Annotated in this window: 21 protein-coding genes, 1 CRISPR repeat array and 1 riboswitch (1 of these 23 running past the window's edge); of the genes, 12 read left to right on the top strand and 9 right to left on the bottom strand. The window is 47.0% G+C overall.

The window, feature by feature from the left end:
* Window positions 1-649: direct repeats of the CRISPR family, unit length 30 nt (it extends 767 nt beyond the left edge of the window).
* A 670-nt stretch (window positions 650-1,319) separates the two neighbouring features.
* The 6 genes from ACWXW9_RS12305 (at window position 1,320) to ACWXW9_RS12330 (ending at window position 8,347) form a co-directional block, all read left to right on the top strand.
* Entirely contained in the window at window positions 1,320-2,027 is a 708-nt protein-coding gene (locus tag ACWXW9_RS12305) for a response regulator transcription factor (RefSeq protein WP_494929621.1), read from the top strand.
* 1 nt (window position 2,028) lies between these two features.
* Entirely contained in the window at window positions 2,029-2,973 is a 945-nt protein-coding gene (locus ACWXW9_RS12310) for a sensor histidine kinase (protein WP_494929622.1), read from the top strand.
* Between the two features lie 94 nt (window positions 2,974-3,067).
* On the top strand, window positions 3,068-3,991 hold the full coding sequence (locus ACWXW9_RS12315; RefSeq protein ID WP_494929623.1) for an ABC transporter ATP-binding protein: 924 nt from the start codon (window positions 3,068-3,070) through the stop codon (window positions 3,989-3,991).
* The gene (locus ACWXW9_RS12320; RefSeq protein WP_494929624.1) at window positions 3,984-4,679 is read left to right on the top strand and encodes an ABC transporter permease; all 696 of its coding nucleotides are present in this window, start codon (window positions 3,984-3,986) and stop codon (window positions 4,677-4,679) included. Before ACWXW9_RS12315 ends, ACWXW9_RS12320 begins: the two co-directional genes overlap by 8 nt.
* Window positions 4,680-4,801: 122 nt before the next feature.
* A riboswitch (FMN riboswitch) is annotated at window positions 4,802-4,946 on the top strand.
* 172 nt (window positions 4,947-5,118) lie between these two features.
* On the top strand, window positions 5,119-6,066 hold the full coding sequence (locus ACWXW9_RS12325) for a DMT family transporter (RefSeq protein WP_494929625.1): 948 nt from the start codon (window positions 5,119-5,121) through the stop codon (window positions 6,064-6,066).
* A gap of 241 nt (window positions 6,067-6,307) precedes the next feature.
* Window positions 6,308-8,347, top strand: a complete 2,040-nt coding sequence (locus ACWXW9_RS12330) for a methyl-accepting chemotaxis protein (protein ID WP_494929626.1) — start codon at window positions 6,308-6,310, stop codon at window positions 8,345-8,347.
* Between the two features lie 112 nt (window positions 8,348-8,459).
* On the opposite strand, the gene ACWXW9_RS12335 is transcribed toward ACWXW9_RS12330, so the two are convergent.
* On the bottom strand, window positions 8,460-9,941 hold the full coding sequence (locus ACWXW9_RS12335; protein WP_494929627.1) for a carboxylesterase/lipase family protein: 1,482 nt from the start codon (window positions 9,939-9,941) through the stop codon (window positions 8,460-8,462).
* A gap of 210 nt (window positions 9,942-10,151) precedes the next feature.
* Window positions 10,152-10,715, bottom strand: a complete 564-nt coding sequence (locus tag ACWXW9_RS12340) for a GbsR/MarR family transcriptional regulator (RefSeq protein ID WP_494929628.1) — start codon at window positions 10,713-10,715, stop codon at window positions 10,152-10,154.
* Window positions 10,716-11,231: 516 nt separating this feature from the next.
* On the opposite strand from ACWXW9_RS12340, the gene ACWXW9_RS12345 reads away from it, so the two are divergent.
* Both ACWXW9_RS12345 and ACWXW9_RS12350 read left to right on the top strand, forming a co-directional pair.
* Window positions 11,232-12,455 (top strand): quaternary amine ABC transporter ATP-binding protein, encoded by a 1,224-nt coding sequence (locus ACWXW9_RS12345; protein ID WP_404519862.1) that lies wholly within the window; start codon window positions 11,232-11,234, stop codon window positions 12,453-12,455.
* A complete protein-coding gene (locus tag ACWXW9_RS12350; protein WP_494929629.1) occupies window positions 12,430-15,018 on the top strand; it encodes a glycine betaine ABC transporter substrate-binding protein in 2,589 nt (862 codons plus the stop codon). Before ACWXW9_RS12345 ends, ACWXW9_RS12350 begins: the two co-directional genes overlap by 26 nt.
* 98 nt (window positions 15,019-15,116) lie before the next feature.
* Here ACWXW9_RS12350 and ACWXW9_RS12355 read toward each other — a convergent pair whose 3' ends face one another.
* The 6 genes from ACWXW9_RS12355 to ACWXW9_RS12380 all read right to left on the bottom strand — a co-directional run bounded on the left by ACWXW9_RS12355 (window position 15,117) and on the right by ACWXW9_RS12380 (window position 21,855).
* Window positions 15,117-16,340 carry an ABC transporter permease gene (locus tag ACWXW9_RS12355; protein WP_494929630.1) on the bottom strand — a complete coding sequence of 408 codons (1,224 nt, stop codon included), beginning with the start codon at window positions 16,338-16,340 and terminating at the stop codon, window positions 15,117-15,119.
* A 1-nt stretch (window position 16,341) separates the two neighbouring features.
* The gene (locus ACWXW9_RS12360; protein WP_494929631.1) at window positions 16,342-17,706 is read right to left on the bottom strand and encodes an HlyD family secretion protein; all 1,365 of its coding nucleotides are present in this window, start codon (window positions 17,704-17,706) and stop codon (window positions 16,342-16,344) included.
* Between the two features lie 20 nt (window positions 17,707-17,726).
* Window positions 17,727-18,314 (bottom strand): TetR/AcrR family transcriptional regulator, encoded by a 588-nt coding sequence (locus ACWXW9_RS12365; protein ID WP_494929632.1) that lies wholly within the window; start codon window positions 18,312-18,314, stop codon window positions 17,727-17,729.
* A gap of 267 nt (window positions 18,315-18,581) precedes the next feature.
* Complete coding sequence (locus ACWXW9_RS12370; protein ID WP_494929633.1) at window positions 18,582-19,949, bottom strand: ABC transporter substrate-binding protein; 1,368 nt, start codon at window positions 19,947-19,949, stop codon at window positions 18,582-18,584.
* 122 nt (window positions 19,950-20,071) lie between these two features.
* A complete protein-coding gene (locus ACWXW9_RS12375) occupies window positions 20,072-20,893 on the bottom strand; it encodes a carbohydrate ABC transporter permease (RefSeq protein WP_494929634.1) in 822 nt (273 codons plus the stop codon).
* Window positions 20,890-21,855, bottom strand: coding sequence for a carbohydrate ABC transporter permease (locus ACWXW9_RS12380; protein WP_494929635.1), 966 nt, complete (start codon window positions 21,853-21,855; stop codon window positions 20,890-20,892). The genes ACWXW9_RS12375 and ACWXW9_RS12380 overlap by 4 nt, the downstream gene beginning before the upstream one ends.
* A gap of 193 nt (window positions 21,856-22,048) precedes the next feature.
* Between ACWXW9_RS12380 and ACWXW9_RS12385 the strand changes: the two genes are divergently transcribed.
* On the top strand, window positions 22,049-22,387 hold the full coding sequence (locus ACWXW9_RS12385) for a hypothetical protein (protein ID WP_494929636.1): 339 nt from the start codon (window positions 22,049-22,051) through the stop codon (window positions 22,385-22,387).
* 118 nt (window positions 22,388-22,505) lie between these two features.
* Here the strand turns inward: ACWXW9_RS12385 and ACWXW9_RS12390 are convergent, their stop codons facing one another.
* Window positions 22,506-22,901 (bottom strand): hypothetical protein, encoded by a 396-nt coding sequence (locus ACWXW9_RS12390; RefSeq protein WP_494929637.1) that lies wholly within the window; start codon window positions 22,899-22,901, stop codon window positions 22,506-22,508.
* A gap of 375 nt (window positions 22,902-23,276) precedes the next feature.
* On the opposite strand from ACWXW9_RS12390, the gene ACWXW9_RS12395 reads away from it, so the two are divergent.
* From ACWXW9_RS12395 to ACWXW9_RS12405, 3 genes are all read left to right on the top strand, one after another.
* The gene (locus ACWXW9_RS12395; protein WP_494929638.1) at window positions 23,277-24,068 is read left to right on the top strand and encodes a polysaccharide deacetylase family protein; all 792 of its coding nucleotides are present in this window, start codon (window positions 23,277-23,279) and stop codon (window positions 24,066-24,068) included.
* A gap of 116 nt (window positions 24,069-24,184) precedes the next feature.
* The gene (locus ACWXW9_RS12400; RefSeq protein WP_494929639.1) at window positions 24,185-24,496 is read left to right on the top strand and encodes a hypothetical protein; all 312 of its coding nucleotides are present in this window, start codon (window positions 24,185-24,187) and stop codon (window positions 24,494-24,496) included.
* A gap of 49 nt (window positions 24,497-24,545) precedes the next feature.
* Window positions 24,546-25,217, top strand: coding sequence for a class F sortase (locus ACWXW9_RS12405; RefSeq protein ID WP_494929640.1), 672 nt, complete (start codon window positions 24,546-24,548; stop codon window positions 25,215-25,217).
* Window positions 25,218-25,231: the final 14 nt, after the last annotated feature.

The raw sequence follows: 25,231 nt of genomic DNA on the forward strand, positions 1-25,231 counted from the left end.
CGTCATCTAAACCATCCTCAGCTGCTATTTAAATACATCTCATGTTGTGGTTAAAGCTGCGCGTACTGGGCTATATCATGTAATCCAGCCTGTATTTAAATACATCTCATGTTGTGGTTAAAGGCAGCCGTCCAGGGCGCGTAGCGGCGAAGCGAACCCTATTTAAATACATCTCATGTTGTGGTTAAAGAAGATGGAGAAACACTTTTGAAGGAATCTTCCAAATTTAAATACATCTCATGTTGTGGTTAAAGTTGATTTCTTCTTGCGGTTTAATCTCGGCTTGTGGTTATTTAAATACATCTCATGTTGTGGTTAAAGTTCACCGGCACAACGACAAGCATTCTTTCATCAAAATTTAAATACATCTCATGTTGTGGTTAAAGTAGGCCAGTATGTCGATCTGGAAGTAACTAAGCCCCATTTAAATACATCTCATGTTGTGGTTAAAGGAAAGTTTAAGGAGCTGACGACGAACGAATATGTAAATTTAAATACATCTCATGTTGTGGTTAAAGGAAAATATTAAAGAAATTACTACTGACGAAAATAAATTTAAATACATCTCATGTTGTGGTTAAAGAGGCGGTAGCTGGACGGGTAAAACGGTATCTTTGTAATTTAAATACATCTCATGTTGTGGTTAAAGGCTAGTAAAATCAAGCTTTTCCATTTTAACAATGTACATATTTTACTACAGCCACAAGGGTTTCGCAATTTTTTCCCAACCGTAGGTCGCTTCTTTCCAAATGTAAACAAAAACGGCTGTATCCCTTGTGGCTCTAAGTAATTCCCTGTATCATGCCATTTAGAGGTTGGGAAAAAAGTTCTTCCCTGGCCCCAACCCTTCTCAAATTTTAAGCAACTTCAAAGACTACGTTTTTTTATTTTTAATATTGGAATCCGTCCTCAAAAATAGACCTTTAGTCTGTATTGTGATGGATTTCTTGAAGGTATAATGTAAATGTATTTGCTAGTCAAATACATTTACATTAACACTTGGTGTATTTAAATTTGTAATTCTTTGTTGAATCTAATAAAGTTTCGACTCAAACCATAACATTTGATGTATTTCCAATACCTTCCTAAATCATCTATTAATTTCCATTTCGGAACATCAAACTAATTATTCTTTCAGATATTCTATTATTATTTCGTTATGTTTTCTTAAATTGATTTTAAAATTCCTTGTATTTCATTGTTGATTTTAATGTCCTAAAATATATCTGGAAATCCTCTCCAAACCGCTATATAATCAGTTCATGTAACAATTAAGATTGTGAATTTATCCCCAAAATTAGGAGGTGCTACACACACCTATGAACCCTCACATACTTCTCATCGAAGACGATACTTCCATTGCCGAAATGCTGCACAAAGCGCTCACCAAGGAAGGCTACAAATTAACCACCGCCTATGACGGGGAAGAAGGGCTGCTTGCCTTTGAACGTCATACCTACGATCTGGTATTGGTTGATTTGATGATGCCGAAGGTGGATGGTATGGAGGTCATCCGTCGAATCCGTACCCACAGCGCTGTGCCGATTCTGATTATGTCAGCCAAGGACAGCGACGTGGATAAAGCGCTTGGACTGGGCTTCGGGGCAGACGATTATATCGCCAAGCCTTTTTCGATGGTAGAAATGACGGCACGCATTCAGTCCGCTATCCGCAGATCCACTATCTATGCGCGGCAGCAACAGCAGGAGGAACAGCCGAAAGCACAGGTCCTGACCTACGGAAATCTGCGCATTGATTTTGATCATTTTATGGTCACCCGCAACGGAATCCAAATTCAGTTAACAGCTAAGGAATCTGATATTCTCAAGCTATTTGTCACCCATCCGAACCGTGTATTTACCAAAGCGCAATTATACGGGTTTATCTGGAAAGAGGATTATATGGGTGACGAAAATGTGATTAACGTCCATATTCGCCGCTTGCGTGAGAAAATCGAGGAAAACCCCTCCCACCCCGTTCATATCAAGACGTTATGGGGCATCGGCTATAAATGGGAGAACGGGTGATATGAACATCGAGAGCTTTTCTGAATGGATCGTCGTCCTCATCCTGTCCATCGTTATTGTATGGCTCTGGCGGGAGCGTGTGGCCCAAAAGCGCAAAATAAAGGATATCCGAAACGCACTGGAACGGATTGTAACCGTTAATCATGCGGAAAAGCTGCTATATGTCACAGGTGATACCGAGCTGCAAAGGCTCATGACGGAAATTAACCGTCTGCTGGACTTGAATTTGAGAGTGTCTGTGGATTACAACCGAAGCCAAATCGCCATGCGCAAAATGATTTCAAACATTTCCCACGACCTCAAGACCCCGCTGACGGTGGTGCTCGGGTATGCCGAGATGCTGGATGCCGATCCGCATATTTTGCCGGAAGAACGTGCAAAGCTGCTATCCAGGATTCATCAGAAGACAAGCGAAGCGATTGAGCTGATCGGAAGCTTTTTTAGCTTGGCGAAGCTGGAGGCTAATGATACGGACATTCCGTTGACCCGGCTGGAGGTGGGGGAGCTGTGCAGACGCAGCATTTTGCAGTTTTATGATCTGCTGACAGCACAGGGGTTTGCTGTGCATATTGATATCCCGGAGCACCCCATTCATGCCTTGGGGAACGAAGGAGCGATTGGGCGGGTGCTGAACAATCTGATTTCGAATGCGATTCGCTACGGTGCCGATGGTCGGACACTGGGACTGACTCTAACGGAACAGCAGGACACGGTGCGTATAGAGGTATGGGATCGGGGGCAAGGCATACAGGAGCCTGAGCAGGACAAGGTTTTTGAACGTATGTACACGCTTGAGGATTCCCGCAATAAGGCGATACAGGGCAGCGGGCTGGGTCTTACGATTGCCAAACGTCTGGTTGAGACGATGAACGGAGAGATTCATTTGAGCAGCATACCTTATGAGCGGACGGTCTTCTCTTTTACATTGAAAAAAATCAACTATTAATCGAACTTAATAAATTTGTAAGAATCGGGAAAGAAAAATGAACATTTCGCCCTTTATCCTTGAATTATCAACAGTATACGAAGGGAGAACACCCATGACTTACATATTACGGACGCATCAACTGACCAAAGCCCTGAAGAACAACGAAATTGTAACAGGGGTCAGCATGAATGTGCGCCAGGGGGAAACTTATGGCTTTCTCGGTCCTAATGGGGCGGGGAAGACGACGATTATGAAAATGATTACGAACCTGCTCAAGCCGACCTCGGGTGAGATTGAATTGTTCGGTGAAAAATTAACGCCAAAGTCGTACCACCTGCTCGGCCGGATGGGCTCGATTATTGAATATCCGATTTTTTATGACAGGCTGACCGCCCGACAAAATCTCGAACTTCATTGTGAATACATGGGCTATTATAACAAACAGGCTGTTCGGGATGCACTGGAGCTGGTGAACCTGCGAAACGCAGATGACAAGCCGGTAAAGGATTTCTCTCTGGGGATGAAGCAGCGTCTCGGGATCGCCCGGGCGATTGCGACCAAGCCGGAGCTGCTGATTCTGGACGAACCCATTAATGGATTGGACCCGGTGGGGATCAAGGAAATCCGCCAATTATTCCACATGCTGTGCAAGGAATATGGCATGACGATCCTTGTGTCCAGCCACATTTTAGTGGAAATTGAGCAAATTGCTGATACGGTGGGTGTGATTAATCACGGTCGACTGATTGAGGAAGTGTCGATGGAACAGGTGCGGGAAACCAATACGGAATACATCGAATTTACGACCAATGACTGCAAAAAAGCGGCCTATGTCCTCTCCCATCACCTGAATCTGACGAATATCCGGGTGCTGAATGATCAGAATATACGCATTTACGATACAAGTGTACCACAGAAACAAATTACAAAAACGCTCATTTTAAATGATGTAGAGGTGGATTCCATCCACCAAAAAAACAGTACGCTGGAAGACTACTTCGTGCGGCTGTTACATGGAGGTGAACTCCATGCTTAAACTGATGCAATTGGAGCTGAAAAAGTTTCATTTGGCGGGATATATCCGTTCGGCGTTGATCGCCAACGCGTGTATTTTTGGCCTGTTCATCATTATTGCGCTGGACAGCCAAAGTAAAGGAGTGCCCGAATTTACACGGTACGCTGAGCTTTTGGACCTCCTGGACTATATGGTCAGAGCCACATTTATTATTTTTGCCTCCGTCCTGCTGTGCCGCTTTATTGTGAGCGAATTTAAGTCCAAGTCGATTAACATTTTGTTTATGTACCCGATTGACCGCAAAAAGCTGATGGTCGCCAAACTCTTGATCGTATTGCTGTTTACGTTCCTGTCCATTATTTTATCGGAAATCATCATTACGGCAGCCCTTCATCTATTAAATCAGCTCGTCGTTATTGTACCGGATAAGCTTAGCCTCACTATACTAGGACAGCAATCAGTGCGGACACTGATCAATGCGGTTGCAGCAAGCTTTATGGGGCTGGTTCCTCTATACATGGGGATGCGAAAATACTCGATACCTACCACCATTGTGAGCTCGATCCTGATCGTAGCCCTGCTTTTCTCGAATAATAACGGCGCTACGCTTAGCTCCATTGCACTTGTACAGATCGGCTTTGCCGTGCTGGGAATGCTCGTAGCTTATGCGGCCATCCGCCGTATCGAGTACAAAGATATTACCTCGTAATATGTAATTTTGTAAAACGCTTTCAAAAAATAAATGAAAACCTTTGTTCGATGTACACATATTTTTCACTGGACTTCATTCTAAAACAGGTATATCCTATAGGAGAAATTAAAAAACGGAATAAGGATCTTCGGGGTAGGGTGTGATTCCCAACCGGCGGTATGGCTCATGGAGCTAAGCCCGCGACTCTGTATCTGGCAACAGGATACGGACTGATTTGGTGAGATGCCAAAGCCGACGGTAAAGTCCGGATGGAAGAAGATCGAAGCATGAACATGCCGCAAAGTGGATGAATGCTGTGTTATTGGTTTTGCAGCAGCTTCATTTAACTTGCATAAAGCGGCAAGTTTATTTGATCAACCCCCGTCTTGCATGGCTTATCGCCATGGACGGGGGTTTTTGTGCCACCGGTCCTGTATTCGCAAGGAGCTAATTGAGTATGAGTCAATCATCAACTGTACTAACATCCAAAGGTTTTGATCGTAGCTCCCACATGAAAAGCGGTTTTTGGCTAGTCGCGATTGGAGCGGCCTTGTGGGGCGCGGACCCGCTGTTTCGCATTATTTTGCTCAAATCATTTACCTCTACACAAATTGTGCTGATGGAGCATGTGCTGCTCTTTATCGCCCTGGCACCAGTGCTGTGGAAGCGTCGCGAGGAGCTTAAAGCGGTACGGCTTCGTCAGATTTTGGCTATTTTGTTCGTTTCGTGGGGCGGCTCGGCTCTAGCTAGCGTGATTTTCACGATGGCACTCAGCAACGGTGATCTTAACGCTGTGCTGCTGCTCCAAAAGCTTCAACCGTTGGTCGCTATTATTCTGGCCCGCGTTATATTGAAGGAAATGCTGCCGCGTAATTTTGGAATATTAATTGTCGTGGCTCTGTTCGGGACGTATCTTCTTACCTTCGGCTGGTCGCTCCCTTTTGGACATGTTAATGATTTCGTCCACGTCGGCAGCCTGCTTGCACTAGGAGCAGCGGTCCTGTGGGGCGGTTCGACAGTGATGGGAAGCTACTTGCTTCGTTCGATGAAATATGAGACGGTGACCTCCCTGCGCTTCATGGTGGCTCTCCCTCTGCTGATCGTTCTCACCTCTGTGGAGCATGCACCCTGGAATATGCCTGCTGGCACATGGGCGGGCGCAGCCGTGATTATCAATCTGTTGCTGCAGGCGCTGCTCCCCGGTCTTCTCAGCCTGTTACTGTATTACAAGGGCCTCAGTACGACCAAGGCGTCTTATGCCACAATGGCAGAACTAAGCTTCCCGATGGTCGGCGTTGTAATTAACTGGATCGCATTCCAGCAGATCGTTACGGTATCGCAATTGACTGGCTTTATGCTCATCTGGATTACGCTCTTTATGATTTCTCGTCAGCAAAAAAACTAACAGGTTCAATGTCCGTTACTTACTTCCCCAAGCCAAATCGAGAAGATGCTTTGCATCTCATGATTTGGCTTTTTATGTATAAGTATTAATATTTAATATGCTACTTTAGAACTATTTTTAAATAAAAGCGTGTAAAACTAGCAACTATTCCTCGTTTCCCAAAGATTACATCTATAAAATCCATTGGCTTTTGTCGAATAAAACAATGTAGTGATCATTAAGACACAGAGGAGCAAGAACTATGACTAAAGCAAAACAAACAGTTCCATGGTGGAGCAGGTTTCTCAAACAGTTCTATTTAATGCGGACAAAATTGATTGTATCTTTTTTGGCAGTTCTATTGATTCCAAGTATTCTAATTGGGTACTTTTCGTATCAAAGCGCCAAAACCCAGCTTCGCCAACAGATGGGCAGCTCGGTCAATACGAACTTGAATTTGATCCAAGGCAATATTAATCAGTATGTATCCCCCATTATGAAGGATATGGATGTATTTGCATCTGAATTTCAATCCGATTCTTTTATCACAAACGCTGACACTATTCAGGCCAGGCTGGATCTAATCACCAAGGCTCACCCTGAATTGGATGGTGTGATTCTGGGTAATGCGAAGGGCGAATACATCCGTTCACCGAAAAAAGAATCCACAGACTATGATCCCCGACAAAAAACTTGGTACAAGCTGGCTACAGCACAGGACGGTAAAGTAATCGTTGGAGTTCCTGCGGTGAGTGCCTCCACGGGTAATTTGGTAGTCACTATATCAAGAACCCTGACGGAGGGACAGGGGGCCATAGCACTAAACTTGAGTCTGGATAAGATGAGCGAGAGCTTGAACGGCATCAGCATTGGTCAGCGTGGTGGACTGTTTATTGTGGATGCTGAGCACAAGCTCGTATCCGGGGCCGGAGCAGCGTTCAAGAGCACGGGTAAGAAACCGGCAGACACCATTACCGGATTACCTGAATTGCCAAAAACAGCTCAAGGACAATCTCAAGAAGCTCCTTCCATGAAACAAATTCAGTTTATGAATAGAACCGTGGAAGCTTTCTCAATCGTAGATCCCCTCACCGGATGGAACATTACTGCCCTGTCCGATCTGGAGGATTACAGTGATGCAGCCCAACCGATCTTGAAACAAAGCCTGATCGTTATCGCTATATCCGTGCTGGCTGCTGCTGTTGTTATTATCCTGATGATTCGCTCGTTCCTGATTCCACTGGGCAAGCTGCAAAATGGAACTCGCGAGGTTCGTGACGGCAACCTTACCGCACGGGTCAATCTGTCCGGCAAGGATGAATTCAGCGAGCTGGCGCAAAATTTTGACCAGATGACACATGCACTGCATACGATGGTTTCCGAGGTCAACCAAACGTCGTCCCGACTCGCGTCCTCCTCCCTGATGATCAAGGAAAGCACGGAGCAAACGACGGAATCCGTACAGCATGTAGCGGAAACGGTTATGGAATCCGCAGAAAATGCGACCACCAGTGCAGAGGCATCCGAACAAACAGCCAATGCCGTCGAGGAAATGGCGAAGGGTGTCAGCACCATTGCAGAATCGGCAAGCTCCATCGTAGATTCAGCAGGACAGACTGAGCAAGACGTAGCCAAAGGCAGCCAAATGATCGGCAGCGTTCGCACACAGATGGACCGCATTCTGGAAGCTGTGACCCAAACAGCCAGCCTGATGGACGAGCTGTCACAGCTCTCTGACGATGCGAAGCAGATGAATAGCGCAATTGCTGCCATTGCCAAGCAGACCAACCTGCTGTCGCTGAACGCGTCAATCGAAGCCTCCAGAGCAGGCGAAGCCGGGCGTGGATTCGCCGTAGTAGCCATCGAGGTTCGCAAGCTATCGGAGCAATCCAAGGAAAGCGCGGATTCCATCAGCCAAATCATTACACAGATGCTGGATCTGATCCAGCGTTCCACGGCTACGATGAACGGTAATGTTCGTAACCAGGTGGGCGAGGGACTGCGTATTAGCCAAGATGCAGAAGGTGCCTTCACAAATATTGAGCGCTCCACATCTCATATTGTGGAACAGATTCAAAGCGTATCCGCAGCCGCTGAACAAATTTCGGCTAGCACAGAGGAAGTTTCGGCTACTGTTACCCATCTGGCAAGCCTGTCCCGCAATTCGGCGGATAGCTCACAGACGACCTCCGCAGCCGTTCAGGAGCAAATGGCGGCGATGGAAGAAATCGCTTCTTCCTCTCAGGAGCTGTCCAACATGGCGCAGGATTTGCAAGAGCTGGTGAAGCGATTCAAGATTTAATTCCTGCGATACATCTACATCTGTTCAATCTAAAAAAGCCTTCGTCCGTATACACAATACGGGCAAAGGCTTTTGTGATGTTAGGGCATTAGACGATATCTCAATACTTGGATCAAATACTCATCTGTCCGGTCAACTGGCGGCGTCTTTCCCCTTCCGGGTCATGCTGAACTGAGATATCCTGATGAAAAATGGTCGTGGCCCGTGTTTCCCTGTCGTATACCGGCCACTCCCTTTCTGGCAGTACAGGCTTTCCGTCACGTGCAAAAGCAACCCATGCCTGCTGCATACCGTGAGCCAGTGTCCGCATAGAGGGATGAACGTCCAATCCGAGCTTGCCTAGCAGCTCCAGATTATCAAAAATAAACGCAATTTCCGCGCCGTGAACTGCTTGTCCGAATACAGGATGCCCCGGCAGCGTCCAGTCAAAACGGTACATCCACACCGGGGCATGAACCGCTTGTGCAACCGCTAGAGCAAGCGCAGGCCGCCAGAAAAACAGATCGGTCAGCATCTGCGCTTGTCCCTCAATCGTAACAGGAAAAGGCTCCGTCAACTCGCCAACATCTGACATACCCGTCATCATTTCCAATGCCTGACTCGCCGTCGACTTGTTCATCAGATGGGATTCCTTGCGAATAAAGTAAGCACCCTCATGCAAATTCGTTCCGATCAGAACGGATACCTGCTTAGCTGATCCTTTGGCAATCGCAGATAAAGGTACGTCAGGCAAGGTCACCCCGTCCACAACAGGTTGATAGAGCATTGCCAGTCCCGGGCCGATCATTTCATGCGTCTTGGCCATGGCAAGCATGAGCGCCTCCGTCGGCAGTGTAAACAATCGTTCCGGATGCAGGGTGTCCACCCCCAACTGCTGGAGATATGCAGCCGTGACTTGCTCCGCCTGTGAAGTCGGCAGCACCTGCGATGCTCCGCTCTGTAAAATAGCACGCTGGAACAGGCCCTCTGCGGCCGGCATAGCCAATAACGCAGCAATGCTCATAGCTCCCGCTGATTCACCGAACACCGTCACCTCGTTCGGGTTACCGCCAAATGCGGCGATATGGTCCCTGACCCATTCCAAAGCAGCAATCTGATCCAGCAGCCCCGCATTAGAGGTCAGTCCGTCTCCCCGTGGAGTCAGGTGCAAAAAGCCCAACGGCCCGAGTCGATAATTGAGCGTAACGACGACAACATCGCCATTTTCCGCCATCCGTGCCCCATCATATAATGGAATAATTCCCGACCCGGTTACAAAGGCTCCGCCGTGAATCCACACCATCACGGGTCGTCCCTTTGCAGGTGCCTCCGAAGCAGGCGTCCAGACGTTCAGGTACAAGCAATCCTCCGACTGCTCAGGCGGTTCCACCAGATTCCCGGTCATACTCTCAGCAGATGGCATAGGCTGCGGACAGATCGGCCCAAAGCGCGTTGCATCTCGTACCTCTTCCCAAGGCTTCAAAGGCTGAGGCGCGTGAAAACGCAGTTCCCCCACAGGAGGCTGTGCATATGGAATGCCTTTCCATACATGATATCCATTCACCGTTTCCCCACGAAGCTGACCCAGGCGGGTATGTACTGTAATACTTTCCATATATGAAGCCTCCTTTAACCTGTATGTTCAGTATTAAATATTCAACACAGCGTTATATCAATCATTTCATATTTCTATTATACCCTTTGCGCAGGCCCAAACCAAAAATCGAACAAAGCTAATCCAAAATTAACAAAACCAAACACAAAAAAATGCCGGGAACGCTTTCTACGCTCCGGCATTTTTATGGAAACAAAAGAGGATAAGCGATTAATCACGAACCTCTTCCTTCGGGATCAGCTTGTATAATTCTTCGCTTTCCATCGAATCAATTAGTCGGTCCAGCCACTTGTAATAGGCCACAGCCTGCTTCATTTTCAAACGATCCTGCTGGAGAACAGCCTTAAATTCCTCATATTCCCCATCCCGCTCCAGCAATCTGTCCAGCTCCTCAATGGCCTTGCGCAGCACCAGCAAATTCGTTTCAACCGCTTTTCTCCATTTAATTGCAAAGAAGTCTGTGAACGTTTGATGCCAGTCATATTCGACTTCATACAAATCCTTGCGTGAGCCTTTGCTCCACACCTTGTTGACCATTTTCAAATCCAGCAGTGTTCGGACACCGGTACTCATGCTCGTTTTGCTCATTTCCATTTCACGGCCCATTTCGTCCAGCGTCATCGGTTTATCCGCAAAAAAAAGCAAACCGTACAAATGCCCCGCAGACAGGGTGATCCCATACAAGTCCATATTTTTACCTATAGCTTCTATGACACGTTTGCGAATTTTTTGCAGCGAAGCCTGCTGCTCATCACCTAACTGGTACAAGCTCATGCTTGCAACCTCCTAATTTTAGAGCATTTTGCCTAAGATCGTATGAACGACTTTTACCCGTAATCGATTGGCTTTGACGCAACACATGAAATCTTTCAATTAAAAATGAAATGTTTCAAAAACAAAGCTTCTGTCTATATTACAACAGCATGGGTCGTTCAAAATCACAATTCGCAAAATTGCTAATGATAGTAAACTTTTAAAATTATGGATATACATAAATCTTTTGCTTATGGTTATATTTCATTGTCTATTTTAAAAAAAGAGCTATCGGTTGTAAAGTTCCGGATGTTTGAGCATTCTAAAGAACAAAGGAGCATATGGCAGGAAACTTTGTACAGTTTTTTCTGTACGTACTTTACGAACAGTTTTTTATTTGAAAAGTAAGCAATGCTTCTGTTACAATTAATTTTGTCATTAACCGTTCAGGATGTTCAAAATGTTGATTTTTATACTCATTCCTTAATGTAACACGGGGTTAATACCAAGCAAAGTATAGAAAGAAGAGGTGTATGTATGACGATTTTGGAAGTCAAAAATGTCAGCAAACTCTTTGGTCCTCACGCAGAGCAAGGTGTTCCGCTCCTGGAGCAAGGCTGGGGCAAGGAAAGGCTGGCCAAAGAAAAACAAATTACCGTTGGTGTCAACAAGGCCAACATGGAAATTAAGCAAGGTGAAATTTTCGTTATTATGGGCCTTTCGGGCAGTGGCAAGTCCACTTTAGTACGAATGCTAAATCGCTTGATTGAACCTACCTCCGGTGAAATTCTGGTACACGGCAAGGATCTCCGCAAGATGAACAAAGAACAACTCCGCGAAGTTCGCCGTAAAACCATCAGTATGGTTTTTCAAAAATTCGCCCTGTTCCCACATCGAACTGTATTGGAAAATGTAGAATACGGCCTTGAAATTCAAAAGGTAGAAAAAACGAAGCGCCAGGAAAAGGCACAGCAAGCGCTGGAACTGGTCGGTCTTAAAAACTGGGGCGATAAAATGCCCGATGAACTGAGTGGCGGTATGCAGCAGCGGGTCGGTCTGGCACGGGCGCTGGCTAATGACCCTGAAGTGCTTTTGATGGATGAAGCATTCAGCGCACTGGACCCCCTCATTCGCCGTGACATGCAGGATGAGCTGCTGGAGCTTCAAGATAAAATGAAGAAAACGATTGTGTTTATTACCCATGACCTGGATGAAGCGCTGCGGATCGGTGACCGGATTGCATTGATGCGGGACGGATCGGTCGTGCAGATCGGTACACCGGAAGAAATTATGATCCAACCGGCTAACTCTTATGTAGCCCGCTTCGTCGAGGACGTGGATCTGTCCAAGGTACTGACGGCTGCTCATGTCATGCTTCGTCCAGAAACGATCACAATGGATCGCGGTCCGCGTGTTGCTCTGGAATTGATGCGGGAACGCGGGATTTCCAATCTGTTCGTCATTGACCGTACCAAGAAGCTGTTGGGCGTTATCAATGCTGAAGATGCTGTCCATGCACTGCGCAATAATTTGAAGATTGAAGATATTCTCATGACGGACGGACCGCAAGTTGCTGCGGAAACGGTCATTAATGATTTGTTCGAAATTACAAGCTCGTCCAAGGTCCCTCTGGCTGTGGTCGATGACAAACAGAAGCTGTTAGGTGTTATCGTCCGTGGAGCTTTGCTGGGCGCACTTGGCGGAGATGTAACCACCACGAAGGAGGTGAATGCCCTTGATTCCGAAACTGCCAATCGCTGAGTGGATTCAAAGCATTGTAGACTGGATGGGTATTCATCTGGCTGGATTGTTTAATGTTATCTCTTCTGTTATTGAAGCTGTTGTAGGCTTTTTCTCTGGCCTGTTCATGCTTCCGCACCCTCTGGTGTTCATCGTGATCATCGGGATTATCGCATTTATGATCGGTCGGGTTCAGCTTACGCTGTTTACCGTCATCGGCTTCCTGCTGATTGACAACCTGGGCTATTGGAGCGAAACGATGAATACGCTCGGACTGGTCATCACGTCCGCACTCGTATCCATTGTCATCGGGATTCCAATCGGGATCTGGTGTGCATATAGCAAAACGGCGTCACGCATTATTACGCCTTTGCTTGATTTCATGCAGACGATGCCTGCGTTCGTGTACTTGCTGCCTGCGGTTACCTTTTTCAGCCTTGGTGTTGTACCGGGCGTAATCGCATCTGTTATCTTCGCGATCCCTCCAACCATTCGCATGACGAATTTGGGGATTATGCAAGTGTCGGGTGAATTGGTCGAAGCCTCCGACGCATTCGGTTCAACCTCGGCGCAAAAGCTGTTCAAAGTACAACTGCCGCTGGCTATGCCAACCTTGATGGCTGGTATTAACCAGACGATTATGTTGTCACTATCTATGGTTGTTATTGCTTCTATGATCGGTGCGGAAGGTATTGGTGCCGTTGTATACCGTGCCGTGACACAGCTCCAAATTGGTAAAGGTTTTGAGGCCGGATTGGCTGTCGTTGTTCTGGCTATTGTGCTTGACCGTTTCACGCAGAACCTGTTCAAACCAGCGAAAAGAGGCAAAAGCCGCGTATCTACCAAACAAAAGGTATGGATTACCTCTGCGGTTACGGCTGTCATTCTGATCGCTGGCGCATCGCAATATTTTGTTGGATCGAATCATTCTGCATCTGGCAAAGGAAACGCTGCTGCCAACCCGGTTGGCGAAGAAGTCGGCTACAAAATTATCGGAATTGATGCCGGGGCAGGTATTATGAAATCAACTGCCAAGGCGTTAAAAGACTACAATTTGTCCGACTGGAAGCTGGTAGAAGGTTCCGGTGCAGCGATGACTGCAACACTGGACAAAGCCATAAAAGCGAAAAAACCGATCATTATTACAGGTTGGACGCCGCACTGGATGTTCAACAAGTATGATCTCAAATATTTGGAAGACCCTAAAAAATCTTATGGTGAGGCCGAGGGTATTCATACGATTGCCCGTAAAGGACTGCAACAGGATGCTCCTATTGCTTACGAGTTTCTAAAACGGTTCAAATGGACACCGGAAGACATGGGTGAAATGATGGTTGCTATTCAAGGCAGAACCAGCCCTGAGCAAGCTGCCAAGGATTGGGCTGAAAAGCATGCCGATAAGGTGCAGGAATGGACCCAAGGACTGCAACCTGTCAATGGTGACACCTTCAAGCTGAGTTATGTGGCTTGGGATTCTGAAATTGCCAGCACGAATTTGCTGAAATATATTTTGGAAAACAAATTGGGCTACAAAGTAACCGCGTTGCAAGTTGAAGCAGGTCCAATGTGGACGGGTGTCGCCAGTGGTGATGTGGATGCTTCTCCGGCGGCATGGCTGCCACTGACACATGCGGATTACTGGGCTAAATACAAGGATAAGCTTGATGATCTGGGAGCTAATATGACGGGTGTCAAAACGGGATTGGTCGTTCCAGCTTATATGAATGTCAAATCCATTACGGATCTGCAAGGCAACGGAGCCGCTCCGGCTTCCGCCGCTAATGGAGACTTTGGCAAGGAGGTCGGATACCGTATTGTCGGTACCGACCCCGGTGCCGGTCTCATGAAGCTGACTGCCAAAGCTATGAAGGAATACGACTTGTCTGACTGGAAGCTGCTTGAAAGCTCCGGGGCTGCTATGACAGCTACACTGGATAAAGCGATCAAGGCCAAGCAGCCCATCGTTGTAACAGGCTGGACTCCTCACTGGATGTTCAATAAGTATGATTTAAAATACTTGAAGGACCCTAAGAAGGCTTATGGTGATAAGGAAGAAATCCATACACTTGCCCGCAAAGGCTTGAAACAGGATGCTCCTGTTGCTTATGAATTTCTAAGCCGCTTCAAGTGGACTGCCGAAGATATGGGTGAAGTGATGATCGCCATTCAAGACGGTACTGATCCACAACAAGCTGCCAAGAGCTGGGCTGACAAGCATCCTGAGAAGGTGCAACAATGGATAAAGGGCTTGCAGCCTGTCAATGGCGATCCTTTGAAGCTTAGCTATGCTGCATGGGATTCTGAAATTGCCAGTACGAATGTATTGAAGTATGTATTGGAGCAAAAATTGGGCTACAAAGTGACTGCCCTTCAGGTAGAAATCGGCCCCATGTGGACAGGCGTTGCAGGCGGGAGTGTGGATGCTACCGCTGCTGCCTGGCTTCCACTGACGCATGCTGATTACTGGGCAAAATACAAGGATAAGGTGGACGACATTGGAACCAGCATGACCGGCGTTATGTCCGGACTCGTAGTTCCATCCTACGTACCCATTGATTCTATTGAAGACTTAAAGACGCAATAATATTTCATTTAACCAGTACGATATAGCACTTAAAACTAAAAGGCAGATCAGGAGTAAAAACCTGATCTGCCTTTTTTGATATGCGTATTTAGTTACTTTTAGCCTTTAAGCGTAACTCCCTCTTGAGCAGGTACATCAGTATGTTGGTCTGCTGTCTGACGCTGTCTAAAGAATAGCGGATAGATGGCAAAGGATACCAGCAGACTTACACAGCCAATAACGCCCAGCGCAATCGTATCCTTGATAACGAACGTGATATCCAGCCCTTTAAGGGTAATATTTCGTACAGCATCCAGAAAATACGTCAGTGGCAATATTTCGGCAAGCCCCCGCAAGAAGCCGGGCATCGCTTCCAGCGGCCACGTATAGCCTGACAGCATAAAGGAAGGAACGGCAATCAACATGAGGGTTTGGGTCGCATCCACTCTGGTCTTGGAAAAGAGACTAAACAGGAACCCTAAACCACACAAGGCAAAGTTAAAGGCCAGCGACACCAGAATCAGTGGCAGCACCTGCCCCCTGAACGGGATATCAAAGCATAAGGCGCTAATACTGAATACAGTCAGCACATTAAAGGCTCCCGCCACATAATATGGTGTCAGCTTGGCAATCGCGAGACGCCAAGGGGTATTTTTCCATGCGGCGAATCTCCCCCAAGTCCCTGATTCCTTATCCCGTGTACAGGACAACGCAATACCGAGCAGCAAGCACTGCTGGAGAGCCGCAGAAATGACCCCTAACGGCATGAACAGCTTGTAATCATATACCGGGTTGAACAGCACTCTGGATCGGAACGGAATGGTACTCAGCGTCGAGGCGGCCTGATCGGCGTTCATTCCCTTTTGTTTCATGGAATTGACCGATACCCCGGCGCTCACGCTACTAATGACCTGATTGGCAATTCGGCTGGCGCTGTTGGAATACATCATGTTACTTCCGTCAATCAGGGTCAGCACGGGCGGGTTCTCCCCATGCTTAAGCCGGGTGGTGAAATTGTCGGGAATGACGATGCCGACCTTGGCTTCCCCAGTTTCCACCTGACGAACCACATCCTCCTGATTGGTGGCCTGCCGAGTAACGGCAAACGAATCTGTCGCATCGAACGCCTGAATGATCTGGCGACTGAGCTGTGAATTGTCTCCGTCATACACCGTGACAGGCATCTCGGTAATCCGCTGATGAGAATACAGGAAGCCGAACAAGATGGTATACACAATCGGCGTAATCAGCAGAATAGCCATAAAGCGTCGATCCCGGAAAATGCTCAGCCATTCTTCACGAAACACATCGCGGATACGAAGTCTTTCCTGTTGATCCTGCATATTACTGCGCCCCTTTGCCTGTAAACAGAACCGTGGAGCCTGTCGGAACCGAAGCCGCAAGATCGGGCAATGCTACTTTAACGCCAAAGGAACGTACATCCTTATCACCGGAGCTTTGACTCGGTTTTTGAATAGCAAAGTCGGCAGCCGATTCCAGCAAAATAACTTTACCTTTCAGCTCCTTGCCGCCCGACAGCAGTTTAACTTGCACAGTGTCCCCTGCCTGGAGACCATTCAAGGACGTTTCCGGCACATAGAATTTAGCCCAACGCTGCGTCGAAGTTTCAATCGTATAGACCGGGAAGCCTGCACTGGCCATTTCGCCCAAGCTGAGCGATTTGGATTTTACAATGCCGTCCTCAGATGCGCGTAGCGTGGTGTAGCTCAAGTAGGTCTGGGCTTCCTGAAGGGCAGCTTCCGCCTGAGCTACTTGTGCGTTGGCACCTGCAACCGCCGACTGTGCCTGCTCTACCGTGGATTGCGCCGCCTTCACAGCGGATTGCGCCTGTTCTACCGAAGCCTGCGCGGCTTTGACATCCTCCTGCTGCAAAGTAACCTTGCCTGCTCCTGCCTGTGCTTCCTTCACCGCAGCCAATGCCTGACGGTATTGTGCTTCAGCTGCCGTAATTTCTTCCTTGCGGCTTCCCTCGCGTACCATATTCAGTTGCTGAGATGCTGAATTGTACTTGGCTTCCGCCTGTTGATGGTCCAGCGTCGCTTGATCCAGTGAGGCTTGGGTTGCTGCCCCGGCTTCTTGAAGCTTTTTGGCGCGCTCCAGATTTTTAGTGGTCAAATCCAGCGTTTCCTTGGCAGCCTTCACACTCACTTGTGCTTGCTCCAGCTCTTGCGGTCTTGCGCCGCTCTTGAGGGCATCCAGCTTCGCTTTGGCCGCAGCCGCAGCCGCTTGTGCCTGTTCGATCTGGCTGGAGGAAGCCTGTGCAGTCACGCCCACTGCCGTGGTACCCTGGCTCTTTTTGGCCTGGGCTGCACTCACGGTAGCCTGTGCCTGCCCCACTCCCGCTTGAGCCTGCAATACGCCAGCCTTCGCTTTGGACACATTACTCTGGGCTGCCAGCAATGCCGCCTGTGCCTGTTTCACCTTGTCTTCCAGCTCACGGCTTTCCAGATGGGCTAACACCTGCCCTTTTCTCACCTTGTCGCCCTCACTCACGAGCATCTGATCAATACGTCCCGCCATCTTAAAGCTGGCATTGAGCGTATCCGATTCTACATAAGCTGTTGGAATAGAAGAGGACTGATCCGCAGACAAGCTACTGCCACCCTTTTGAAAAGCGGTCAAAGCATAAATCCCTATAGCGATTAAAACAATAAGTACGGCGTAAATCGTATATTTTTTAGCTTTCATGTTCTCATCACTCCATCTGTCTATTTATGATGCATACCCAGCGCATTACAAACAAAAATTTCAATACTCTCCCGAACTTCCTGCAAGTTCATCGTTTCGCCCCAAACCATGGATCGCATTGGTGCAAAAATGTAAATACCAAATAAGCAATTTGCCGTCGTTTTCGCATCCAGCTTACTCGAAATTTTCCCGTAAAACTTACCAGAGTCGATCTCTGCTTCCATAAAATCAAAATAGTCAGCCAATACCTGCCTGATATTAAAATGCTGCTCCTGCGAAACCCATCCCTTGCTAACCAGCAAACGACAAAAATCCGGCTCTCTTCCAATAAACTCAACGTGTACTTGAATCAGCTTGTGAATCCTCGTTTCTACCTGATCCTTCGGAACCTGAGACATGGCTTCACGGATATCCTGAACAAAGCGTTCCATCCCCATCTTCAAAATATAAATGTACAGATCTTGTTTATTTTTGAAGTTGTAATAGAGGGTCCCTTTAGCAATGCCGCATACCTTGGCGATTTCCTCCATATTGGTTTCATTGAAGCCACGTTCGGAAAAAGCCTTAAGCGCACCGTTAAAAATAATTTCCTTCGTCTGGTTTTTCATGCTTCCTCCTTTTTGAACTGACCGTCCAGTACAAAAATATGTATTCATTATAAGCCCATTTTTAGTTATCCAGCAATAGGAAATGTACAAAATAAACAATTTTAGACAGTTCGTCTAAACGGACGTTCTAAAAACGGGAGAATTCAGACATACAAAAAAACAGACCGAACAAGTGAGGGGGTCACTTATTCGGTCCGTTATTTTATAAAATCGGCTGGTAAAGGGGTCGCGTATTAAGTTTACCAGCCGCTTTTAAGGGAAGGCCGATTATTTTTTTACCGTTTGATTGTATTGCGCAATTTTGCCTGTAATCTCTTGTGCTGCCTGATCCAATGCCTGTTTTGGCTGTTGCTGTCCGCTCAGGACGGCCTCAATTGCACCCTCCACGATTTGACGCGCTTCCGGGAATACGCCCATCACTGCGCCTTGTGTAGCGGTAGATTGCGCAGATGCATGCAATTGGTCAACAGCGGTTTGGAATTGCGGGTATTTCACCATGTTGTCCTTGAGTACCTGCTCGTTATAAGCCGCTTTGGTGATCGGGAAGTATCCCGTGTTCACGCTCCATTGTGCCTGTACAGCCGGGGAAGCAACGAATTTAATGAACTCCCACGCTGCCTTTTGCTGGGCTTCAGGCTTGTTGTTCATGATGTACAAGCTCGCGCCACCTACAACCACGCCGCCTTCTTTTGCTTCGTTCGCTCTTGGCAGAAAGCCAGTGCCTACCTCAAATTTATCGCCAACCTGCTCCACAATATTACGCAGCGAAGCGGTGGAATCCAGTGTCATAGCAATTTGTCCTGCAGAAAAAGCTTTCGCAGTATCATCGGAGTTACGTCCCAGGTTGGATACAACCTTTTCGTCGATCATTTTCTTCCACCAAGTCAGGGTTTTCACGCCTGCATCCGAATTCAGCAGCGATTCTGTTGCCGCCTGATTGCGTCCGTTGCCATTATTCACATAATCCGCATTCTGATTAGCAAACAACTGCTCCATAAACCAGCCATAGATGGCGATGGATGCACCGGATTTTCCGTCCTTGTTCAAGGCTTTGGCAGCCTTCTCGAATTCATCATAGGTTTTCGGAGGATTAGCCGGATCAAGTCCCGCCGCCTTAAAAGCATCCTTGTTATAGTACAAGATCGGATTCGACGTATTAAATGGCATTGCATTCAGCTTACCGTCAATGGTGTAATACCGTGTAATATTCGGCTCAAGCTGCGACAGATCGAACTTGTCTGCATCAATAAATTGTTGTACAGGAGTGATCATCTTGGAGTCAATCATGAATTTACTGCCGATTTCATACACCTGAATGATGTCCGGGCCGCTATCGGAACCCAGCGACGCTTTTAGCTTGTTCAAGCTGTCATCATATTTGCCTTGGTATACCGGCTCTACCTGAATGTCCTTGTGGCTGGCGTTAAAGTCTGCGGCGATTTGCTTGATTGCTTTCTCACCGTTACCGGACATGGAATGCCACCAAGTCAGCTTCACCGGAGAACCTGCTGCTGCTCCCGCATCATTACCGTTGCTCGGCTTCTCAGCCGCCGTGTTATTGCTACAACCTGCTGCAACAACGATTGCCGTGAGGATAAGCAAGGTCAAAGCACTTTTCAGACGAAAAAATCTCATAATCTCTCTTCTCTCCCTTTGATTAAATGATTCTCGCATACAGATTTTCTTGCAATATTCTTTGGTGATAAAGCTCTGTATATAGGCTGCTTGCGCAGGTGTTACTGTACTTGTGGGCTTGTTTAGCCTTTAAGCGCACCCGCTGCCATCCCGCGTACCAACTGCTTCAGACCAAAGATCAGCAGAAGCAGAGACGGTAAAATGACAAGGGCCGTACCCGCGAACACAAGATTCCATGAGGTGGATTCCTGAAATTCGAGCATGGAAATTCCGATCTGTACCGTACGCATATTCTCGCTGTTCGTGATCAACAACGGCCACAGGTACGAATTGTACATATTCAGGAACGAATACACAGCCAATGTTCCGAGCGCCGGGCGCGATAGCGGAAGCACATGGAACAGGAAGTAACGGACATGTCCGCACCCGTCCATACGAGCCGCCTCGAACAATTCCTTGGGAAGCTGGAGAAAAAATTGCCGCAGCAGGAACGTTCCAAATGCCGTCGCCAGAAACGGAACCGTCAGCCCTTGATAGGTATCCAGCCAATTCCAACTACGTACGGTCAGATAGTTCGGAATAATGGTCACTTCCCACGGGATCATCATGGTAGCGACAAACATGCTGAATATGAAGTTCTTCCCCTTGAATTCCATTTTGGCAAAGGCATATGCCGCCAAGCTGGCTGTAATCAACTGACCGATCATCGTCAGCCCCGAAATGAGAAAGGTGTTACCGATGAATGCAGCAATCGGAACGATTTCAAACACCTCGGTAAAATTGGCCATATGAAAGGAATGCGGGAAAAAGCTTGGTGGATAGGCACTCGCTTCCTCTGGCGACATAACAGCCATAAAAAATGTATAAATGACCGGATATAAAATCAAAGCAGACGCAATCGTAAGCAGCACATACAGCAGCGTTGAATTAAGATGTCGTTTCATTGGTAATGCACCTTTCTTTCCACCCATTTGAACTGGATCATCGTAAGCAACAGGATGACGACAAACAGTACAATCGCCTGTGCGCTGCCCGTTCCGAATCGGAAATTAACAAAGGCTTCCTGATAAATGGAATACACGAACACATTCGTGCTGTTCACCGGACCGCCCTTGGTCAAAATGTTAATTTGAGCAAAGGACTGGAAAGCTCCAATGATGGATACTACAGTTACAAAGAAAATCGTTGGCGACAGCAGCGGCATGGAAATACGCCAGAATGTTACCAGCGGGCCTGCCCCGTCCATTTTGGCACTCTCATACATGTCATCTGGAATCCCTTGAAGTCCACTTGATAAAATAATGTAATTAAAGCCGAGATTCATCCAGATGGTCATAATCGCTACAGAGAACAACGCCCAATCCGGGCTGGTCAGCCACGGAACCGGATTGATATGTAACAGGGAAAGCACATAGTTGAACATCCCCAATGTCGGATGAAACAGAAATTTCCAAATGACCGCAGATGAACCGACCGACAACACCATCGGCAGCGAAAATGCGAACTGGAAGACGCGCATCCCTCGCAGCTTGCTATGTGTGAGTGCAGCCAGTACCAGCGCCAGTAGAATGCCTAGAGGCACCGTCAGCAGTGCAAACAGGAGAGTAACCTTGATTCCTTGCAGGAATTGACCTGAGCTGAAAAGCGTAGCAAAGTTGTCTAACCCAACATAAGCTGCAACATTTCCTGCCGGATCTGTAGAGTGCAAGCTGAGATAAACCGACTTGATCATCGGGTAAAACATGAATAAAGCAAACAAAATAAGTGATGGAGCCAAAAACGTATACGCCAGCGCGTTTTCGCGCAGTCTCTGAATTTTTAGCGAACCCGTGCGTATGCGGGCTTTAGACGAAGCCTGTTGCTGGCTCCTCGTCCCGAGTCCCAAAGATTTGTTAAGCTCACCCAAAACGGAGCGCCCCTTTCTTTTCAAACCAACCTCAGTAAGTGTATCGTTTCGATGTAAAGAGAACATCAAGCGGGCTGGAGCAAAATGTTAATGTTTCATACCTTTGTAAAACCTGTCCCACCTGGGTACCTGCACAATGGCACAGACTCTCGCATACGATACATCATTATATGAGTATGGAGGTCAGAGGCGAATGCCGTACAACACCGTCAACCCGCAAACCTTATATCAGGCGAGACCGGAATTACAAACAGAACTCAAAAGGGCCCACGATCATCTGCATCACCAATTGGGTCCTTACGTCAATCACACCGTCCGCGTTCAAACGATGGATCATCATGTACATGAAGGAAGGATCGTCCACATCGACCGGGATCACTTGTATTTGAGCGTTCCTCACCCGCACCACGCTCCTGCTCCAGGCACCCACGGTACCCATGGTACCCACGCTCCGCATCGTTCCTATGCCTACAGAAACGTCGTTCTGCCGCTGGTGCTGTACAATCTGCTGGTAGTAACACTGCTGAGCTAACGTTCGATCCATTCCGTCCCAAAACCAAAAAAACCTCCACCTTCGTGAATAGCCGACTATCGGCTTATTACGAAGGTGGAGGTTTTACGTATTTATTTTACATTTTATAAACGAATGATTACATATGAAATGCATGATTACTTACATCTATACCCGATTCTTGACCCAGAGCAGCTATAAAATGCTCCAACGCATCTACTTCCGGCAGGTACTTAAATACTTCACGTGCATTCCGGTTCATCAAAATAATATGTTCACTGGAACCCGGATCCAGCACATTCTTTTCCAGCCTGGTCGATGAAATATGGTGATAGTTGATGAACTTAAGCCATGGAATTCCAAAAGTGGAAGAATAAAAAATCAGTCGTTTGGATGTCACCGCCAATATTCCGCAACATGTCGTGTCCTGTAGGCTTTGTGGCACATCGTGCGTACACCAAATGCATGACCGGATGTGTTCGCCCACCTCTAAGGTTTCGCTAATGGCTCGCAGCTCTTCTTCCTTTGTTTTCATCCCGTCTCATCTCCTGTTCGAAGCTGAGGAACGAGTCGCTTATTATGATGATCTCTGATAAGCTTCTGCGGCTTGTCCCGTCAACCTCATTCATTTTCAGCCAGATTAAGACTTTCACAAATCAGATAAAGACCTACCTTAACTGCTCATTGAAACAAGGATGGATATGTACAATTTAACATGGCTATGGGCAGTAATCAACAAGCAAGCTACCACTCTTTCGAAGCATCATTTCAGTGTCAGAGCTATGCTGGAAGCTGTGTTGGACAGGAATAGGAGTGAATTTGAAGGAGGTAATTTTCGGGAACGAGGAATGGTATATGCTCCTTCTTGGTAAGCTAATGTGAGAAAACGTCAGAACGGAGAAGAAGCCTGATGAAATATAACCGATTACTGTCTGCAAGTATCGCTGTTTCCTTGTTCTGTGTCAGCCTATGCCCCACACCCTATACCAATACTGCACAAGCCGCATTGCACGCCTCCCCTGCTCCTACAAAGGGAAGAGCCTATTATGAAGAACGGGGCGACATTGTATGGGAAGTTCCTACCCAACGCAAGGTGATTGCCCTTACATTCGACGACGGACCAGATGAAAGCAAAACGCCCGCCATTCTGAATTTGCTCAAGCAATATGACGCCAAGGCGACTTTTTTTGTCGTTGGCAGCCGCGTAGAAAAACTCCCTGACATTGTGAAGCGGGAACGAAGAGAAGGCCATGAGATTGGAAACCATACCTTCCATCATCCATCCTTTCAGCATATTTCCCGTAACAAAGCTCTTTCCGAGATAGACCAAGGCCAGGCGAGCATCGTTCAAGCTACCGGTTCGGGAACCCATCTTTTTCGTCCGCCCGGCGGTTCATACACCGATACACTCGTGAAGATATCCAAAGAAAAAGGACAGAAAATGATTTTATGGTCCTGGCATCAGGACACCCTGGATTGGCGAAAACCCGGTGTACACCGGATCGTTAACAAGGTGCTTCGCAATGCCCGCAACGGCGACATCGTCCTCATGCACGATTATGTATATAAAAGTACACAAACCGTTGAAGCCTTAAAAATCATTTTACCTGAGCTGAAAAAAAGAGGCTTTACCTTCGTCACTGTATCTGAATTGCTTGCCAATCGCGAGACACCCGAAGGACTGATTGAGGTCAATAAGTGAAGATCTGGCAAGAAATTTAAAGCCAATCCTTTCCTTTGAAATCATTGGCTACATAAAACCTTCTTCGTAGGGAAAATATATTAGTGAATTACCAACTACCTTAAGGAGGCAATACAATGAAAAAAGCAATATTGACTGTAGCGTCCCTAGCTGTATTTCTGTCAGCAGGATCGATGGTATCTGCGGCTGCACCCGCAACGGAAAAGCATGAGCACAAAATTCACCAACATAAGGTTAAGGCTCATGCCAAACATGAGCACAAAATCCACGCCAAGAGCAAACATGAGAAAACTCACAAGTTACATGCACGTGAAGCTGCTCCTGGCAAAATCATTGGAGGAAAAAGCATTCATGCGAAAAGCCTGAAAGCAAAGGCTACTAAATTACCGAAAACTGGATTTGGTGGCGCAAGCGAGCAAATGAATTAGGGAGGTTAAAAAGAGAGGGTTAGCTTGTAAACCCTCTCTCTTTCTTCATATGAACAATACATGGATCATTCGTATAGTGGTGCTATTGATTTTGCTGGGCAGTACGAGCTGTTCATCTTCTGCTGAACATCATCGTAACTCCATCCAAGCTCCGGCCAAGCCTGAAATTCAACAAATTAAAACGACGAAGCCTTTACAGGTTAAAAATAAACCTTTTCAAGGGATCGTTCCACATATACTCGATATTCCTGCGGTTCGTATTCATTCGATTATAGAACCGGTAAGCTACTTAGAAAATGGTCAAATGGGCGTTCCAGGTAACACGAATCGAGTAGGTTATTTAGCTACCGGCATATTGCCAGGGGCGGCAGGTAATGCAATTATGGACGGCCATGTTGATACATACACGGGCCCGGCTGTTTTTTATCCTCTTAAAAAACTGAAAAAGGGGGATTTCGTGTATGTGACTGGTGATAACGGCTGTAAGATTCAGTTTGTTGTAGAGTCTGTCCAATTTTACTTAACCTCAGAAGCACCGATACAGACGATTTTTGGCCCTACGGAAGAACATCGTTTAAACTTGATTACCTGTGCAGGGCGTTATAGCCGAAGCAGGAAAGAACATGAGGGAAGACTGGTAGTTTACACCAAATTAGCACACATGAATTCAGCATGTGAGAAACTTACCGTTCAAGACAAGGAGCATTCCAAAACCAATTAACCATTTTCAAGGAG

This window comes from Paenibacillus sp. LT-B23 (assembly GCF_059417685.1).

Excerpts from the sequence above, each read along its gene's own strand:
- ACWXW9_RS12405 (WP_494929640.1), top strand. The coding sequence starts at position 24,546 with ATGAACAATACATGGATCATTCGTATAGTGGTGCTATTGATTTTGCTG.
- ACWXW9_RS12385 (WP_494929636.1), top strand. The coding sequence starts at position 22,049 with ATGCCGTACAACACCGTCAACCCGCAAACCTTATATCAGGCGAGACCG.
- ACWXW9_RS12390 (WP_494929637.1), bottom strand. The coding sequence starts at position 22,901 with ATGAAAACAAAGGAAGAAGAGCTGCGAGCCATTAGCGAAACCTTAGAG.
- ACWXW9_RS12320 (WP_494929624.1), top strand. The coding sequence starts at position 3,984 with ATGCTTAAACTGATGCAATTGGAGCTGAAAAAGTTTCATTTGGCGGGA.
- ACWXW9_RS12355 (WP_494929630.1), bottom strand. The coding sequence starts at position 16,340 with ATGCAGGATCAACAGGAAAGACTTCGTATCCGCGATGTGTTTCGTGAA.
- ACWXW9_RS12360 (WP_494929631.1), bottom strand. The coding sequence starts at position 17,706 with ATGAAAGCTAAAAAATATACGATTTACGCCGTACTTATTGTTTTAATC.
- ACWXW9_RS12330 (WP_494929626.1), top strand. The coding sequence starts at position 6,308 with ATGACTAAAGCAAAACAAACAGTTCCATGGTGGAGCAGGTTTCTCAAA.
- ACWXW9_RS12315 (WP_494929623.1), top strand. The coding sequence starts at position 3,068 with ATGACTTACATATTACGGACGCATCAACTGACCAAAGCCCTGAAGAAC.
- ACWXW9_RS12370 (WP_494929633.1), bottom strand. The coding sequence starts at position 19,949 with ATGAGATTTTTTCGTCTGAAAAGTGCTTTGACCTTGCTTATCCTCACG.
- ACWXW9_RS12335 (WP_494929627.1), bottom strand. The coding sequence starts at position 9,941 with ATGGAAAGTATTACAGTACATACCCGCCTGGGTCAGCTTCGTGGGGAA.
- ACWXW9_RS12310 (WP_494929622.1), top strand. The coding sequence starts at position 2,029 with ATGAACATCGAGAGCTTTTCTGAATGGATCGTCGTCCTCATCCTGTCC.
- ACWXW9_RS12365 (WP_494929632.1), bottom strand. The coding sequence starts at position 18,314 with ATGAAAAACCAGACGAAGGAAATTATTTTTAACGGTGCGCTTAAGGCT.
- ACWXW9_RS12345 (WP_404519862.1), top strand. The coding sequence starts at position 11,232 with ATGACGATTTTGGAAGTCAAAAATGTCAGCAAACTCTTTGGTCCTCAC.
- ACWXW9_RS12325 (WP_494929625.1), top strand. The coding sequence starts at position 5,119 with ATGAGTCAATCATCAACTGTACTAACATCCAAAGGTTTTGATCGTAGC.
- ACWXW9_RS12400 (WP_494929639.1), top strand. The coding sequence starts at position 24,185 with ATGAAAAAAGCAATATTGACTGTAGCGTCCCTAGCTGTATTTCTGTCA.
- ACWXW9_RS12395 (WP_494929638.1), top strand. The coding sequence starts at position 23,277 with ATGAAATATAACCGATTACTGTCTGCAAGTATCGCTGTTTCCTTGTTC.
- ACWXW9_RS12305 (WP_494929621.1), top strand. The coding sequence starts at position 1,320 with ATGAACCCTCACATACTTCTCATCGAAGACGATACTTCCATTGCCGAA.
- ACWXW9_RS12375 (WP_494929634.1), bottom strand. The coding sequence starts at position 20,893 with ATGAAACGACATCTTAATTCAACGCTGCTGTATGTGCTGCTTACGATT.
- ACWXW9_RS12340 (WP_494929628.1), bottom strand. The coding sequence starts at position 10,715 with ATGAGCTTGTACCAGTTAGGTGATGAGCAGCAGGCTTCGCTGCAAAAA.